The sequence below is a fragment of the Paraburkholderia haematera genome, from assembly GCF_905220975.1.
GTDB lineage: Bacteria > Pseudomonadota > Gammaproteobacteria > Burkholderiales > Burkholderiaceae > Paraburkholderia > Paraburkholderia haematera.
The window spans coordinates 28,954-43,050 of record NZ_CAJNBK010000010.1; the positions used below are offsets into that span (position 1 = coordinate 28,954).

Genomic DNA, 14,097 nt, shown 5'->3' on the forward strand with positions numbered 1-14,097 from the left:
CGGCGCGGCAACCGGCGTTCACCGAATATCCAGCGCACCGGCCGGGCAGCGGACCCGCCGTCGCTCGTCGCGCGCGATGAACGCAACGCGCGCCTCAGGAGGGAGGAACAACATGAAAAAAATCTATTTCGCGCTACTGGCCATCTGCCTGTCAGCCAGTGCGCACGCACAACACGCCGGCGACAACGTCGCCGTGCTCGGCTGGTTCCACGTCATGCCGCAGGATTCGAGCACGCCGCTGACCACCAACGTCGCTCCGACCCCGATCAATACACCGCTGCGTCTGCCGAGTTCGTTCACGTCCAGCGGCACAGGGTTGTCGACCAATACGGCCAATACCGTCGGACTCGTATTCAGCCACTACCTCACCGATCACATCGCTGTGTCGACGGTGGCGGGCGTACCGCCGGTCTTCAAGATCTACGGGCACGGCACCATCAAGCCGCCGGGACCGGCAGGCGCGCTCGGTCAGCAGGATCTGGGCGATCCGCAGGCCAATCCGATCGTGAAGAGCGTGCGCCAGTGGAGCCCGGCGTTGCTGTTCCAGTACTACTTCAATGCGCCGACTGCAAAGTTCAGGCCGTTTGTGGGCATCGGCGTGTCGTACAACTGGTTCTCCGACGTTCAGCTGAGCCAGAACTTCGTGACCTCGACGCAGAACAATCTCGGCGCAGTGCTGGCGGCGGGGGCGGGCAAGCCGGGGCAGACGCAGGTGTCGGCGAAGGCGTCATCGTCCTGGCAGCCGGTGTTCAATGCGGGTCTCGCCTATAACATCACCGATCACTGGGGCCTTGTGGCATCGGTCACGTACATCCCGTTGAAAACCACCTCGTCGGTCATCATCAAGGCGGCGGACGGCACCGAACTGAGCGTCTCGAAGGCGGAGCTGAAAGCCGACCCGATCATTTCTTTCCTGGCCGTCTCATACAAGTTCTGAGTTCGGCGCAAACGCGACAAAGCCGGCGGCCCCGCGGAGAGGGCCAGCCGGCTTTGTCTTTTCTGGAGGAAGCTGGAAATTCAGGGCAAAAAAAAGCCCGCCTAAGTGGGCGGGCTGAATCCATATCAGAGGAGACATGGAGGAGACAAGACGAACTATAGCAAATGATTTGGTGCGTCGCAACATGCAAATTAGGGTTGACCCTCGGCGTTGTATAAGCACAACAATCCTTGCGACGTTCTGCGGGGGCGTCGACTGCCACGCGCGAGCCAGCCGTTCGCCTAGTGGCGCACCAGCGCCATCATCGCGCCAAAGCCGACGAACACACCGCCGGTCAGACGATTGAACATCCTCGCGACGCTGCGGCTCTTCAATCTGGCGCCAATCCGCGTGCCGAAACCGGCATACACCAGGTACCAGCTCACCTCGATAACCGCGAACGTGGCAACAAGCACGCCAAACTGCGGCAGCTTGGGCTGCGCCGCGTCGATGAATTGCGGCAATAGCGCCGCGGCGAACAGAATGGCTTTCGGGTTGCTGCCCGCCACCAGGAAACCATTGCGAAACAGCGCGAAGCGCGAGCGTGCGGGCCTGGCCGACAGTTCGTCGACCGCACCAGCAGCACCTTCGTCAGCTGGCGCTCGCCAGGATTTGATGCCCAGATAGACGAGATACGCGGCGCCGATCATCCGCAGCGCGTTGAACATTGCCGGCCACGCCTCGAGAAACACGCCGAGGCCCGCCGCCGACACCGCCAGCATCAGCACCAGCGCCGACAGGCAGCCGGCCATGGTTGCGCTGGAACGGCGCAGGCCGTGCTGGGCGCCGTGCGTCATCACCAGCAGCATGTTCGGACCGGGAATCGCGGAAATAACGAAAACAGTGGCGGCGAACAGCCACCAGGTATGCAGACTCATTGGGATCGGCGCAGAAGAGATTCGGGTGGCTATTATGCCCGCGCGCACCTTGAAGCGCGCGCCCGCTAGCCCCCGCTCCCGCTCCCGCTCAGCGCCCTGCCCGCCGCGCCGCCACCTGCCCCAGCACCGCGAAGTCTTTCTCGCCGTCGCCATGCGCCACGGCTTCGATCAGGCTGTCGCGCACCACGCTCGCGATCGGCAACGGCGTGGTGACCGCGTCGGCGGCTGCCAGCGCAAGACGCAGGTCCTTCAATCCGAGGCGCGCCTTGAACAGCGCCGGTTCGTAGCGCTGCTCCGCGATCATCTTGCCGTAGCCCGAATAGACCGGTCCCGGGAACATGCCGCTCGTGATGACGTCGAGGAAATCCTGCATCGCGAGGCCGTGGCCTGTCACGAGCGTGGCGGCCTCGCCGAGCGTCTCGACGGCCGCGCCCAACATGAAGTTGGCCGCGAGTTTCATCACGTTCGCCTGCTGCGGCAACGAGCCGATGCGCCAGGTTTTCTGGCCGATGACGTCGAAAATCGGCTGCACGCGGTCGATCGATTCGGCCGGGCCGCCCGCCACGATCGTCAGCTTGCCGGCCGCCGCGACGTCCGGCCGCCCCAGCACCGGTGCGGCGACGTAATGGACGCCGCGCGAGGCGTGCGCCGTCGCCAGTTCTTCGGCCAGCGCCACCGAGATCGTCGCCATGTTCACGTGAATCAGACCACGCGGGGCGTGTTCCAGCAGCGACGCGGTGATGACTTCGCGCAGCGCGGTATCGTCGGCGAGCATCGAGAGCACAGCGTCGCCAGCAAACGCTTCAGCCGGCGTCGCGACGATCTGTGCGCCTGCTTCGGCGAGTGGCTGTGCGCGTTCCGGCGAGCGGTTCCACACGCGCACCCGGTGCCCGGCTTTCAAAATGTTTGCAACCATCGCGGCGCCCATCTCGCCGAGACCGATAAAACCGATGTCCATCTGTCGCTCCGTCTTCTAAAGAACTGGCAGTAAAGCACACCCATGCGACACGTGCAGGACAGCGCGCAATTAAACTCGGTGCGATACTGATGCGATGGTCACCGCGACATTCCGCTTCTACGAGGAGCTGAACGACTTTCTCGCCCGGCCCCTGCGCCGGCGCTCGTTCAGTTACGCCTGCGCGCGCGGCGCCACCGCCAAACATATGATCGAAGTGCTCGGCGTGCCGCATACCGAAGTCGAACTGATTCTGGTGAACGGTGAGTCGGTCGGTTTCAATCATCCGCTGTCCGACGGCGATCGCATCGCCGTTTATCCCAAGTTTGAAGCACTCGACATCCAGCCGCTCTTGCGCGTGCGCGAACATCCGCTGCGCGTGGTGCGTTTCATTGCCGATGCGCACCTGGGCGGTCTCGCCCCGCTGCTGCGGCTAGCCGGCTTCGACACGCTCTACGACAACCACTTTCCCGACGCCGATATCGAAGCGCTCGCGGCCGCTCAACAGCGCATCGTATTGACGCGCGACCGGGAGCTATTGAAACGCCGCGCCATCACACATGGCTGCTACGTGCGCACGCTGCGGCCACATGAGCAATTGCGTGAAGTGTTTGAACGGCTGGATCTGGCAGGCAGCGCTCAACCGTTCCGTTTGTGCCTGATGTGCAATGCGCCGCTGCGGCGTATTGCCAAAGATGAAGTCGGCGACCGGGCGCCCGATGGCGTGCTGGAACGGCATAACCAGTTCGTCACCTGCGACGTGTGCCAGCGCGTATTCTGGGAAGGCACGCACTGGAAGCGAATGCGTGCGCTGATGGACAGCGTGGCCGGCGCGCCGGAGCGGCCCGCCTGAGCACCGCTCGACGGTTCAGACCCCACGTAGCTGGGCCTCGCGCCGACGCCGCTCGCTTGGCGCCCGGCGCGATGCGTACAATGCGGGATTACTTATCTGGCAGAGGCCTTCCGTATGGCGATGAAAAAGACCGACCTTGAAAAGAACAAGGCACTCAAGCTGAACAACGCAATGAAACTCTCGACCGCCGACCGCTTCGGCAAAGCCGCTGCCGCCGATCCGAAGCTCGATCGCCGCGAACAGCGCAAGCTCGACCAGGCGCAAGGCCTCGTCGCGTTCGCCTGCAAGCTGAATGGCGAACTGGTCGCGGAACTGAAAGAACGGGCCGCCACGCATCCGGAAGGCATGACCGGATTGTTGAACGAGGTCGTCAAACGCGGCCTCGCAGGCTAAAACGCTGCGAAAGGGCGCGAAAGAGCGCGAAAAACCGCCGCCCCAGTGCAAAAAGGCCAGAGCTTCTGCTCTGGCCTTTTTGCTGGCGACGTTTAACCGGTACTGCGCTGCACTCGCCGACTAGCGGCGCGCGGAAGAGAACCGGCAGGGTTCGCCCGGCAAAACCAAGCGTGAGCTTAGTTTGCCGTGCCCTTGTCGTTCGTGCCGGCTGCCGAAGCTGCTGCCGAAACCGGAGCGCGCTTACCGTGCGTCTTCAGCTTCTTGGTGTGGTGCTTCATCGGTGCGCTAGCTGCAGCGGCCGGCGCTGCTGCGTCCGATGCCTGTGCGAAAGCTTGAACGGAGACCAGCGCGATCGATGCGGCTGCGAGCGAGACGATAAATTTTTTCATGTGTTGTTCCCCAAACCTGGACGACTGAGTCAATGTGAATGAAGTAGCTGCACGGTGAAGCAGACAGGGCTTGAGGCGCCTTACCGCTCCCCGCGGGAGAGTATTACGCAGTGTAGGCGGTTTGTCATGCCCAAAACTCGATGTGTATTTTCCGGGAGACAGCTGGCTTTCGTCATGCTTTCACCCGTTAAACAGGCCATATTCGGGAGATTACCTAGTCCTGCTTTTAGATCAGGTTTCGCAGCAAACTGGCGGTTTCCTGAAGGGTCGGCAGCACCCGGTGCAGCGCAGCATTCGCCGACTCCTGACCGATCGGCATGCTCACGCTGATCGCCGCCACGACCGACCCATGCCGGTCACGCAACGGCACTGCCACACCGCGCATGCCCAATTCCAGCTGCTGATCGGTGACGACATAACCGTCGCGGCGGATTTCGCCCAGCACTTCGCGCAAGCGCTCGATGGTCGAATACGTATAGGGCGTGAATACCTTGATCGGATAGGACGCCAGCCACTGGTCGATGCTTTCCGGCCCCTGGAAGGCCAGCAGGATCAAACCCGCCGACGACAACGGCGCGCTCGCCCGCGAGCCCAGCACGAAACCAACCGCCATCGCCCGGTTCACGCCGTTGCGGGCGACATAGACCACGTCGTGTTCGTCGAGAATCGCAACCAGCGCGGTTTCCTGCAAGGTCGCGGTGATGCGCTGAAGAAACGGCTGCACGGTGCGCGGTAAGCGCGCTGAATCCAGGTACGACTGACCGAGCCGCAATACGCGCGGCGCGAGCCAGAACAGCTTGCCGTCGGTATCCACATAGCCGAGTTCACGTAGCGTCAGCAGATAGCGGCGCGCCGCCGTGCGCGAGAGCCCGGCGCGGGCAGCCACCATGGTCGGTGTCATGCGCGCGTGCTCTTCGTCGAATGCTTCGATGATCGCGAGCGCCTTTGCGGCGCCCGCGATCCAGTCTTTCTCGTCCATTGCGTCTGCCTGAAAGTCAGTCGGCCCGGTGGATCGGTGACGTCTCGAGTCGTCTGGCCGTTGCGCGATTATCGCGCGAGTCGCTCGCCGTGCAACCGGCTGAAGGCTTATTTGAAGTCCCAGCGCATCTGTTCGGCAATCCCCACACCTCGCGAGGTCCGCACGCATTCGCTCACGTAGTCCGTGAAAGGCAGCGGCTCGAAACCGATTTCGTCACGCAGACGGCGGTTGTCGAACGTGTAGTCCAGCTCCGCGAAACCGGCGTACAAACGCAGCGCATGTTCGATCAGACGGCCGCTGCCGCAACGTTCGCGGCCCACCACCTCGCGTGCGATCCTGCCGAAGTCGCGCGCGCGGCACATCGAATAGCGGCGGCCCGAGGTGCCGGTGGCTTCATCCATTGCGCGGATGATCTGACCGATAGTCGGCGCGTCTGAACCCGCCGACACGTGATACGTATCGAAAGCCAGCGACGGCTTCACCGCCAGGAGTGCGAGCGCACGCGCGCAGTCGTCGGCGGATACAACGTCGACGCGGTTCATCGCCCGTGCCGTGAAGCGCCGCGCGCCATGCACCACGCGAAACACCCAGAAGACGCTCGCCGATGGCAACGTGCCGAGTACCGTATGGCCGACCACGATCGATGGCCGCACCACCGCCAGCGGCAAGCGCGGATACGTGCTGCGCAGCAATCGCTCGACTTCGCGTTTGCTGCGCGTGTACTGCACAAGGTGACGCGTTTCGCCATAGCCGAACGGCGCTTCCTGCACATTCGCGCCGCATTGAGTGCCGCACGCCATGGCCGTGCTCACGTGCAGAAAGCGCCGCAGCGCTTTGCTGCCGTCAAAGTGCGACGCGAAACGCAAGGTGTCGTGCACATTCGTGTCGAGTACTTGCGGATGCGTGGAAAACGACGCAAGCGCCGCGCAATTGATCACATGCGATGCCTTGGCGAGCCGCGCCAGATCGATTTCCGAGAACGCGCTACCGAGCTCGCCGACCATCACGTTGGCCTCGGTGATTCGCTGGGCGCGAGCATGCGGCAGCCCGCAGCGCACCGCCGCCGCGCGCAGCCGCGCGAGCGCATCGGCCACGCTGGCCCCGCGCACGAGACACACTATGCGTTCCACGAGGCCAACGTTGATCAGCGTCACCAGCAGATTGCCGCCGATAAATCCGGTCGCGCCGGTCAGCAGCAGACTGTCGACGCCCATTGCCTGCGCACGCGCCGACGATACCAGGCTCTCCTGCCAGGCGTTGGACAGAGGGGTTTGCCATGCAAACATCGCGAGCTCCTTGCAGGGACGTCAGATCGTCGAAACATTGATCCGGACAACCGGACAATCGGACAATCGGTCGACAGGCGGATCAACAAGCACATCGACGCACGCATCAATAGCGATACGTCAGCGCCGTGATCGCGAAGTAGTTGTTCTTCGACTGCACGATCGGGCTGTTCGCCGAGGCGCCGAGCAATCGCGTCACACCACCTTCCGTATGCACGGACCAGCGCGGCGAAAACATGTACGTCCAGGCGGCCGACACCTTCGCGCTGTCGAACCCGCCTTTCACCGCATACGGCTGGAAGCGGCTCGCGGCCGCTTGCGCATCGGTGACACCGAAGAAGGTCTGGGTATAGCTGCCGCTGCCGGCATGCACGCTGCCCGTGACGCTGATGTCGTTGTCGACGGATTGCAGTACCGGCACGGTCAGATCGACATGCCCGCTCGTGCCGCGGCTCGTGTTCGTAACCGGCTGGTCCAGCGTGATGCTGATGGTCGACGGACCGAACAGATGCGCACCGACCTGCACGGACAGCATCACCGAACCAGGAATCCGGCCCATGCCCTTGAGGTAGTCGGAACCGGGCAAATCGGCACGATTGCGATCGGTGCGGCCGAAGTCATAGCTGAGCGCCGCCGATGCGAACAGGCCGTTGGCGAAGGTGTGCTTGTAACCCAGACCGTTCGTCGGACTCAGAAAGATGCCGTTGCTGAACTCGGCGGCGATCAACGGGGCGACAAACGGACGGTAATCGCGGCTGCCCTGATACCGCGGCGCCACGCCCCCGGCCAGCGAAAACATATAGAAATTCTCGGCGTAGGCCGTCGACGAGCAGGTCAGGCCAAACAACGGAATACACAGACAAGCGAGGCGTTTGAGCACGATCAGGACTTTTTATTTGAGACGGAAGCCGCAGTCTAGGGACGCCGCCTCGCCACGTCTGTCCTGAAGTTAGGGGAATATGTGCGCAATTGTGTTCAAGTGTTCGCGAATGTTCGCGACATATCCGACACACGTGCGCGCGGATAGAATCTGCACCTGATTGTGGAGACTGATCTGAAGGAGCCTCCCTCGAAACCAGCATGCGGCTGATCGAGCACAACCAAATTCGAAGAACTGCCTTTGAAACCTGACACACACCAACACCTGCGCGCCAATCTGCTGATGCTCATCGCGGCCATGATCTGGGGCTCCGCGTTCGTCGCGCAACGCTTGAGCCTCGATGCGATCGGACCGTTTCTGTTTACCGGATTGCGTTTCCTGCTCGGCGCGCTGGTCGTGCTAACCATGATCGTCTGTGTGCGGCGCTCCGCACTCGCGGAATTGTCGAAACGCGAGCCCGGCGGCGCACGCGAACTGCTCGGCGCCGGTGTGTTGCTCGGCGTGGTGCTGGCCGCGTCGATTTCGTTGCAGCAGATCGGCCTGCAATACACGAAGGTGGCCAACGCCGGCTTCATCAGTTCGTTGTATGTGGTACTCGTGCCGATGCTCGGCGTGCTGTTTCGTCATCGAACGGGATTCGGCACGTGGCTCGGTGCGACGCTCGCAGCGCTCGGCATGTACTTTCTGAGCGTCAACGAGCACTTCTCGATCCTGTATGGCGACTGGTATCAGCTCGCCGGCGCGTTGGTGATTTCCGTGCAGATGATGCTGGTCGGCCGCTTCGCGCTGCGGCACGACACGCTCATGCTGGCGCTCGTGCAGTTCGTGACTTGTGGGCTCGCATGTCTGGCTGTCGGTCTCGCGATCGAACCGATCAGTCTTGCAGTGATCGAGCGTGCCGCACCGACGATTCTTTACGGCGGTGCGCTGTCGGTGGGCATCGCTTATACGATCCAGGTGGTGGCGCAAAAGTACGCGGCGCCCTCGCATGCCGCGGTGATCTTCAGTATGGAAGGCGTTTTCGCCGCGCTCGCCGGGTGGCTCGTGCTCGGCGAAACACTGTCGGCGCGCGCGCTGTTCGGATGCGCGCTCATGCTCGCCGGTTTGATTGTGTGCCAGGTGATGCCCGCCCCGCGACGCAGGAGCGAACGTGATCGCTTGCCCCACGAAGCGTGAGGGCTTAGCCAGCCGCGCGCACACCCACCGCCGTTAAGCAGCCTGCGGTTGCGCGAACGACTTGGGTGTATCTGCAGTGGGTGGAAACACACACCAGCAGCCATCGTCGTGACGAAAGAAAAAGAGACCGCGCGATCCGGCTTCGAGAGAAGTCTCCACCCGCACATAACGCCTGCCGCCCAGACGGGTGCGGCTGAATTCGGTAACGTGAACCGGAACGGCAGGCCCCGGCGCCAGCCATTTCTCGACCAGAAAACGCAGGGATTGTTCGCTGGCGGCTCTCATGATCCGCTCCGGGCCGGCTTGTCGTGACCCGCATCGCGTGCGGCTTCGGTGCTTTCGTCGCTATCGGGGCCATCGTCATCATGCTCGGAGGAAGCAAGGGATATGGCCCGGTTTGTGGCCGCCGCCCGCAGCGTCGTGCAGTGGCTGGCATGTCTGATATCCGAGAGAAGACGGACTAGCTGTCGTGCTGTTCTGCGTTTCATTGCACACCCCCGCACTGCACCAATAACTTCATAAAACACTTTAACTCTATGCTTGGATCGGGCGTTGCAGAAATGGTTTTGACTAAATAGCAACAGTTGCGCTTGCAAAAACTTCGACGCAATTTTTGTACCGTCCAGCTTCAATGTGCGCGTCCAGGGGGACTCGGTCTGTACGGTGGCGAGCGGATGGAATCGACGAAAAACTCGCTCTGCAACCCGGCGGAATAGCTCGAGAGGCGCAAGTTATCCACAATTTCCTATGAACAACTTCGGGATAGCGCACCGGACAGCCTGTGTGCGAAATCTTGATAAGACACGAGGCGAGGCAAGCCCTGTCAAAGTTATCCCAGCTTTGTAGTTTTTCTACAGACGTGTTCCGCAGGGTTATGGTTTTCGCATGACCTTGATGTGACGGGGAATTTGATAGTTATCCACAGCCGGGGTTAACCCTTGTTAACTATTACTACATATATATACGCATGAAGTAAAAGACATAGGATAAGTACCGCTGCGTGATGAGATCGAAGGCTGATCAGGTCCTGACCAGCCTGAGCCTCGCCGGCATCGGCAGATGCTTTACGGCGCTACGCTGGCTCCGCTTGCCGGTTGCGCCGAAGCAGCCTTGTCGATTGCGTCAGGTATCTCGGGATGAGAGGCTGGAATCGGCGCTTGAACCGGCACCGGCACCGGCAACAGGCGCGTTTCGATACGGCTGTTCGCAACCGGCTGGGTGCGCACCACCGTTTGCAAATAGTGATCGACGAGGCCGAAGAATCGATCGTAGAACTTGCCTGAGGGGATGGTTTCGCTCGAAATCTTGACCATCGCGTCGCTGTTCGAACGGATCGGCAACGACAGCGAACCCAGCACGCTTAGGCCGACGCTCGCCGACGTATCGCTTTTCTTCAGCGCAAAACCGTTTTGCACTGCATTGACGTAAGCGATGCTCGTATCGCTCGCCTCCTCCCCCGGCGTACACACCACATGAAATTCGACCACGACGTGCGTATCGCCGGTTGGCTGGAAGTTTTTCGTTCCGTCTACCGTATCGGTGCGCGTCATCGTCGTCAGATAGCCCTGACTCAATAGCGCGCGGCGCGCGGCCTCGCAGGTATCCGTGGTGCTCGAATTGAAGTTTCGGGCGTAAGGGCTCGCGCCCGTTTCGAACAATTCCTGCTGGAATTTCGGCTGCGGGGCGCTGGTGCAAGCAGCAAGTGTCAGCAAGCCGAGAAGTGAAGCGGCTGTGGCTTTGGAAAACGAGGTGAACATGGTCGATCGGAAGAGGCGCGGCGTGAGCTCGAATGGGAATGCATTGTAGAGCGGTTGCCAGGTGTGCGTAAAAAGCGCGCAGCGTGTGCTCCGCGCCGCCTTACACGACGTGACGAAGCAATCCGCGGCGTTGGCGCGGACGCAGAACAAGGGAGAAAAAAATAAGGGGAAACGGCCGCTCAGTGCGGCGTTGCAGGTGAGGCGCTTTGCAGCACCGCAGCGCCGTTCACGCCGGCGGCATTGGTGGCATTGGCGGACGGGATAGTAAAAGCGTCGGCCCAATTGCCCGGCGCTGCGCAACGGTCGGCCTCGCACATATTGGCTTGTGCGCCCGGATGCGACGCGACGTCTTGCTGTCCGGCGACGTCGGCGAAATCGTCGACGCGCAAGCTCACCTTCTTCGCGTAGGCCTGCGAGCCGCCGTAGCTCTTGAGCGCCGCGTTCATGTCGCCGTTTGCCGAGCGCATGTAGCCATAGAGGATCGCCGAGCCGACATCGATGTTGGTGGTCGGCTCTGTGAGGTCCTTGACGTTCCGCAGCAGCCCGCGATGGGCGCCCGGCACCACCTGCATCAGCCCGGTCGCGCCGTTGGCGCCCTTGGCCTTTTCCTTGAAGCGGGATTCGATCGAGATGATCGCCAGCAGGAGAGCCGGCGGCAGTGAGTATTTCGACGCGGCGGACTGCACCGCGTCCGAAATCTTTTGAGCTTTTTCCTTTGCCAGACCGAATTTCTGCGTCAGATACGCGGACATACGGTCATTGTTTTCGTCGGCGGTTGCGGTTTGCATCAGGCCGAGCGAAAGCACGAACAGGCAAAGTAACCGGCTCATAACGAAGGGCGGGAAAGAGAGGGAATTCGCGCATTATAGCTCTGCCCCCAAAAGAGGCACCAAACCGCCAAAATTCATCTGAGGAAAAGAAACCGGTTGGTGCGTGCGCGTCTGCTACTTCGGCTGTTCTGGTTTCAGGACGTAGTCGTCGTTCAGCGTGGCGAGAAAAGTGGCCACGTCGTCGATATCCCGCTCCGACCACACGGGTCGCTCGCCTGCTTTGCGCGTAAGCGGTTCGTCGGTCGTGTCGACGTTCACACGCAGCGCAACCGGCAAATCGTTGAATTTATCGACCTTGCCATGCGCGTCTTTGGGATACCACTTCGCCGGATTCGTATCGCGCTGCGCGTAGAAACGCAGTGCGTCCTTCAGCGTGTGGAAGCGGCCGTTGTGGAAGAACACTTGCCGCGTCGCAGTGTTACGCAACGATACCGACTTGAAGAGTCCACAGTTGCTCCTGTCGCTCGACTGATCGGTGCGCAACGGCCCGCACAGGCCCATATCGAAGTACTTCGGATCCAGGTTCGCACGCAACTCCGGATTGCGCGGCACGCCGAGCGCCTGGAAATTGAAGTCGGTGAAAAGCGGATGAGAGCCGTCGACACCCGACTGATCGATGTGACAGGAGGCGCAATTGCCGCCCGCCGGATTGTCGAACAGTTTCTTGCCTCTCAACTCCTGTGCCGTTAGTTGCAATTTCCCATCGAGGTAGTCATCGAACTTGCTGGTGTAGGGATGAAAACTCGGGTCTTCGAGCTCGAAACGCTCGATGGCATACATCGCCTGAGTGAACGCCTTGCTGGGATCGGTGAAGATGTTCTCGCCGAACACTTCTCTGAAACGCGCCGCGTACGGCGCGTGCTCCAGCTTCGCAAGCACCGCCGCCGGGTCCTTGTTGGCCATCTCGTTCGGATTCAGCAACGGGAAACTCGCCTGATCGCGAAGACGGTTGAAGCGGCCGTCCCAACCGAAGCCGCCCACCGGCGCGTTGTCCGTCTCGCTCAGGCGCTCGGACATGCTGGCCGCCTGCGCATGACTCCACATCGGCGTGCGGTTCAGCACGTAGCGTAGGCTCGGCACGGCGCGTGTGCCTTGCGAGCGCATGTCGGGCCCACCCAACTGCGCGGCCAACCCGTTGGGCGGCCCGTACGCGTGCGAGGGGCTATGACAGCTCGCGCACGACATCTTGCCCGACGCTGACAACGACGCATCGAAGAACATCAGCTTGCCGAGCGCCGCCGCATCGCTGTAGACCGGCTTCGCATCGGCCGGCGGCGCTGCCGCCGCTGCCGACGCCGCGTACGGCAACCATGCGGCACTGACCAGCGCTGCGAGCGCTGCCCATCGCGCGGCGGTTCGCTCGGTGAAGCGCGTTGCAAAAAACGGCATCTGATCGCTTACAGGTTCGTGAAGATGTCGTTGCCGAACCCGACGAGACCGGCCTGCCCCGCGTAGCCCAGATGGTCTAACTGGAAGATGTCTTCAATGCTCTTGAGCATCGAGTAGTGGTTGTACTGCACCGTCGACACCGTCCCCGGTTTGATGAACTTCGAGATCATCACCGCACCGGTCCGGTCGCCGCCAAAGCTCTGCTTGGTCAGGTTGATCGTCAAGCCCTTGTACGACAGCGACGAAGTCTGCGGGAACGCCGGCAGATTCGGGCCCGGCTGCTGACTGCAACAGGTCGCGCCGGAGAAGATCAGATCCTCGCCGGAGGCCGATTGCGTGACCGTGGCATAACTGCTTTCGTCGAAGTTGATGATCAACAGACCATCCTTCTGGAACGCCGGCGAGGCCGTAATAATCGGCACCCACTTCTGCAGGAATGTATTCGCGCTTGTCAGTCCACCCGGCTGGCCGTTCACGCACGGCGCGTCGTGGCCGTCGTCGCACAGGCTCGGCGTGATCAGGTTGAAGTTAGCAGTGGTCGAGATCGATTGCAGGTCCGTTGTGAGCTTGTTCAGGTTCACGACGTTCTGGCCGCAGTCCGGTGAATCGATGATCGAGTGGAAGTACATGAACGGGTTGTGACGCGTCGCGTACTGGTCGCCCAACGGCACGGCCGCGCTCGGCGCTTCGGCCGACTGGGTCAGGTCGGTCGTGTTGAGCGTCGGGTGACCGCAGGTAGCCGCTTCGCGCGTCGGGTCGTTGCCCATGTCGCCTTCATAGCCCTTCCAGGTGTAGCCCGCGGCCTTCAACTGGTCCGGCAGCGTCTTGATGCTGGCGGGATACACGCAGCCCGAGCCGATCGCCTGACCGTCCGAGGTCGTACCGGTGAGCTTGTAGTCCTGATACGTAATGCAGTCGTTGTCCGTTTCCGGCGTCGGCGCCTGGCCGCTGAGCATCGAGATGTAATTATCGAGGCTCACGTGGCCCGTGCCGTAATACTGCTGCACCATCGCACCTTGGGAAGCCAGCGTCTGCGACAGATACGGCGCCTTGCTGTTCGCGCCGAAGGTGGTCGCGTAGTTTTCGTTTTCGAGCGTGATGACGAAGACGTGCCGGATCTGCTGCTGCCCGGTCACATTGAGCGACGAGGACGACGATCCGCACGCGGCGACGATAACGCCGACCAGGACCGCGCAAACGACCATGATGAAAGCACGCAACCCGCTGCGTTGAGACATGTTTTTTGCCCTTTGGGATTAGAGTTTTATTCGCGGGCAAACTCTATGCAGCATGTATGACGTCAGCGTGAACCGCGCCACATTACTCCAATATATCGGTCATTCAACGCAACATATG

Annotated in this window: 15 protein-coding genes; 4 read left to right on the plus strand and 11 right to left on the minus strand. The window is 61.6% G+C overall.

Going from position 1 to position 14,097, the window contains the following annotated elements:
• The first annotated feature begins 112 nt into the window (after window positions 1–112).
• A complete protein-coding gene (locus tag KHO23_RS18635) occupies window positions 113–937 on the plus strand; it encodes an OmpW/AlkL family protein (RefSeq protein WP_211612702.1) in 825 nt (274 codons plus the stop codon).
• 281 nt (window positions 938–1,218) lie between these two features.
• Here the strand turns inward: KHO23_RS18635 and KHO23_RS18640 are convergent, their stop codons facing one another.
• Together KHO23_RS18640 and KHO23_RS18645 are read right to left on the minus strand one after the other, a co-directional pair.
• On the minus strand, window positions 1,219–1,854 hold the full coding sequence (locus KHO23_RS18640; RefSeq protein ID WP_211612703.1) for a LysE family translocator: 636 nt from the start codon (window positions 1,852–1,854) through the stop codon (window positions 1,219–1,221).
• An 88-nt stretch (window positions 1,855–1,942) separates the two neighbouring features.
• Window positions 1,943–2,812 (minus strand): NAD(P)-dependent oxidoreductase, encoded by an 870-nt coding sequence (locus tag KHO23_RS18645; RefSeq protein ID WP_211612704.1) that lies wholly within the window; start codon window positions 2,810–2,812, stop codon window positions 1,943–1,945.
• A gap of 94 nt (window positions 2,813–2,906) precedes the next feature.
• On the opposite strand from KHO23_RS18645, the gene KHO23_RS18650 reads away from it, so the two are divergent.
• Together KHO23_RS18650 and KHO23_RS18655 are read left to right on the plus strand one after the other, a co-directional pair.
• Window positions 2,907–3,662, plus strand: a complete 756-nt coding sequence (locus KHO23_RS18650) for a Mut7-C RNAse domain-containing protein (RefSeq protein ID WP_211612705.1) — start codon at window positions 2,907–2,909, stop codon at window positions 3,660–3,662.
• A 114-nt stretch (window positions 3,663–3,776) separates the two neighbouring features.
• Window positions 3,777–4,055, plus strand: a complete 279-nt coding sequence (locus KHO23_RS18655) for a hypothetical protein (RefSeq protein ID WP_211612706.1) — start codon at window positions 3,777–3,779, stop codon at window positions 4,053–4,055.
• Between the two features lie 176 nt (window positions 4,056–4,231).
• On the opposite strand, the gene KHO23_RS18660 is transcribed toward KHO23_RS18655, so the two are convergent.
• The 4 genes from KHO23_RS18660 to KHO23_RS18675 all read right to left on the minus strand — a co-directional run bounded on the left by KHO23_RS18660 (window position 4,232) and on the right by KHO23_RS18675 (window position 7,562).
• On the minus strand, window positions 4,232–4,444 hold the full coding sequence (locus KHO23_RS18660; RefSeq protein WP_211612707.1) for a hypothetical protein: 213 nt from the start codon (window positions 4,442–4,444) through the stop codon (window positions 4,232–4,234).
• Between the two features lie 226 nt (window positions 4,445–4,670).
• Complete coding sequence (locus KHO23_RS18665) at window positions 4,671–5,423, minus strand: IclR family transcriptional regulator domain-containing protein (protein WP_211612708.1); 753 nt, start codon at window positions 5,421–5,423, stop codon at window positions 4,671–4,673.
• Between the two features lie 107 nt (window positions 5,424–5,530).
• A complete protein-coding gene (locus KHO23_RS18670) occupies window positions 5,531–6,709 on the minus strand; it encodes an SDR family oxidoreductase (protein WP_211612709.1) in 1,179 nt (392 codons plus the stop codon).
• A gap of 106 nt (window positions 6,710–6,815) precedes the next feature.
• Window positions 6,816–7,562, minus strand: a complete 747-nt coding sequence (locus tag KHO23_RS18675; protein ID WP_211612920.1) for a MipA/OmpV family protein — start codon at window positions 7,560–7,562, stop codon at window positions 6,816–6,818.
• 267 nt (window positions 7,563–7,829) lie between these two features.
• Here KHO23_RS18675 and KHO23_RS18680 point away from each other — a divergent pair, with 267 nt between their 5' ends.
• Window positions 7,830–8,765, plus strand: coding sequence for a DMT family transporter (locus KHO23_RS18680; RefSeq protein WP_211612710.1), 936 nt, complete (start codon window positions 7,830–7,832; stop codon window positions 8,763–8,765).
• Window positions 8,766–8,798: 33 nt separating this feature from the next.
• Here KHO23_RS18680 and KHO23_RS18685 read toward each other — a convergent pair whose 3' ends face one another.
• The 5 genes from KHO23_RS18685 to KHO23_RS18705 all read right to left on the minus strand — a co-directional run bounded on the left by KHO23_RS18685 (window position 8,799) and on the right by KHO23_RS18705 (window position 13,979).
• Window positions 8,799–9,050 carry a hypothetical protein gene (locus tag KHO23_RS18685; RefSeq protein WP_211612711.1) on the minus strand — a complete coding sequence of 84 codons (252 nt, stop codon included), beginning with the start codon at window positions 9,048–9,050 and terminating at the stop codon, window positions 8,799–8,801.
• 779 nt (window positions 9,051–9,829) lie between these two features.
• Window positions 9,830–10,522 (minus strand): DUF2242 domain-containing protein, encoded by a 693-nt coding sequence (locus KHO23_RS18690; protein WP_211612712.1) that lies wholly within the window; start codon window positions 10,520–10,522, stop codon window positions 9,830–9,832.
• A 179-nt stretch (window positions 10,523–10,701) separates the two neighbouring features.
• Window positions 10,702–11,352 (minus strand): lytic transglycosylase domain-containing protein, encoded by a 651-nt coding sequence (locus KHO23_RS18695; protein WP_211612713.1) that lies wholly within the window; start codon window positions 11,350–11,352, stop codon window positions 10,702–10,704.
• A 114-nt stretch (window positions 11,353–11,466) separates the two neighbouring features.
• On the minus strand, window positions 11,467–12,741 hold the full coding sequence (locus tag KHO23_RS18700) for a cytochrome-c peroxidase (RefSeq protein ID WP_211612714.1): 1,275 nt from the start codon (window positions 12,739–12,741) through the stop codon (window positions 11,467–11,469).
• A gap of 8 nt (window positions 12,742–12,749) precedes the next feature.
• Window positions 12,750–13,979 carry an alkaline phosphatase family protein gene (locus KHO23_RS18705; RefSeq protein WP_236066913.1) on the minus strand — a complete coding sequence of 410 codons (1,230 nt, stop codon included), beginning with the start codon at window positions 13,977–13,979 and terminating at the stop codon, window positions 12,750–12,752.
• Window positions 13,980–14,097 lie beyond the last annotated feature (118 nt).

Coding starts and splice junctions, on each gene's coding strand:
- KHO23_RS18685 (WP_211612711.1), bottom strand. CDS start 9,050: ATGAGAGCCGCCAGCGAACAATCCCTGCGTTTTCTGGTCGAGAAATGG.
- KHO23_RS18640 (WP_211612703.1), bottom strand. CDS start 1,854: ATGAGTCTGCATACCTGGTGGCTGTTCGCCGCCACTGTTTTCGTTATT.
- KHO23_RS18700 (WP_211612714.1), bottom strand. CDS start 12,741: ATGCCGTTTTTTGCAACGCGCTTCACCGAGCGAACCGCCGCGCGATGG.
- KHO23_RS18660 (WP_211612707.1), bottom strand. CDS start 4,444: ATGAAAAAATTTATCGTCTCGCTCGCAGCCGCATCGATCGCGCTGGTC.
- KHO23_RS18645 (WP_211612704.1), bottom strand. CDS start 2,812: ATGGACATCGGTTTTATCGGTCTCGGCGAGATGGGCGCCGCGATGGTT.
- KHO23_RS18705 (WP_236066913.1), bottom strand. CDS start 13,979: ATGTCTCAACGCAGCGGGTTGCGTGCTTTCATCATGGTCGTTTGCGCG.
- KHO23_RS18655 (WP_211612706.1), top strand. CDS start 3,777: ATGGCGATGAAAAAGACCGACCTTGAAAAGAACAAGGCACTCAAGCTG.
- KHO23_RS18690 (WP_211612712.1), bottom strand. CDS start 10,522: ATGTTCACCTCGTTTTCCAAAGCCACAGCCGCTTCACTTCTCGGCTTG.
- KHO23_RS18635 (WP_211612702.1), top strand. CDS start 113: ATGAAAAAAATCTATTTCGCGCTACTGGCCATCTGCCTGTCAGCCAGT.
- KHO23_RS18695 (WP_211612713.1), bottom strand. CDS start 11,352: ATGAGCCGGTTACTTTGCCTGTTCGTGCTTTCGCTCGGCCTGATGCAA.
- KHO23_RS18665 (WP_211612708.1), bottom strand. CDS start 5,423: ATGGACGAGAAAGACTGGATCGCGGGCGCCGCAAAGGCGCTCGCGATC.
- KHO23_RS18670 (WP_211612709.1), bottom strand. CDS start 6,709: ATGTTTGCATGGCAAACCCCTCTGTCCAACGCCTGGCAGGAGAGCCTG.
- KHO23_RS18650 (WP_211612705.1), top strand. CDS start 2,907: ATGGTCACCGCGACATTCCGCTTCTACGAGGAGCTGAACGACTTTCTC.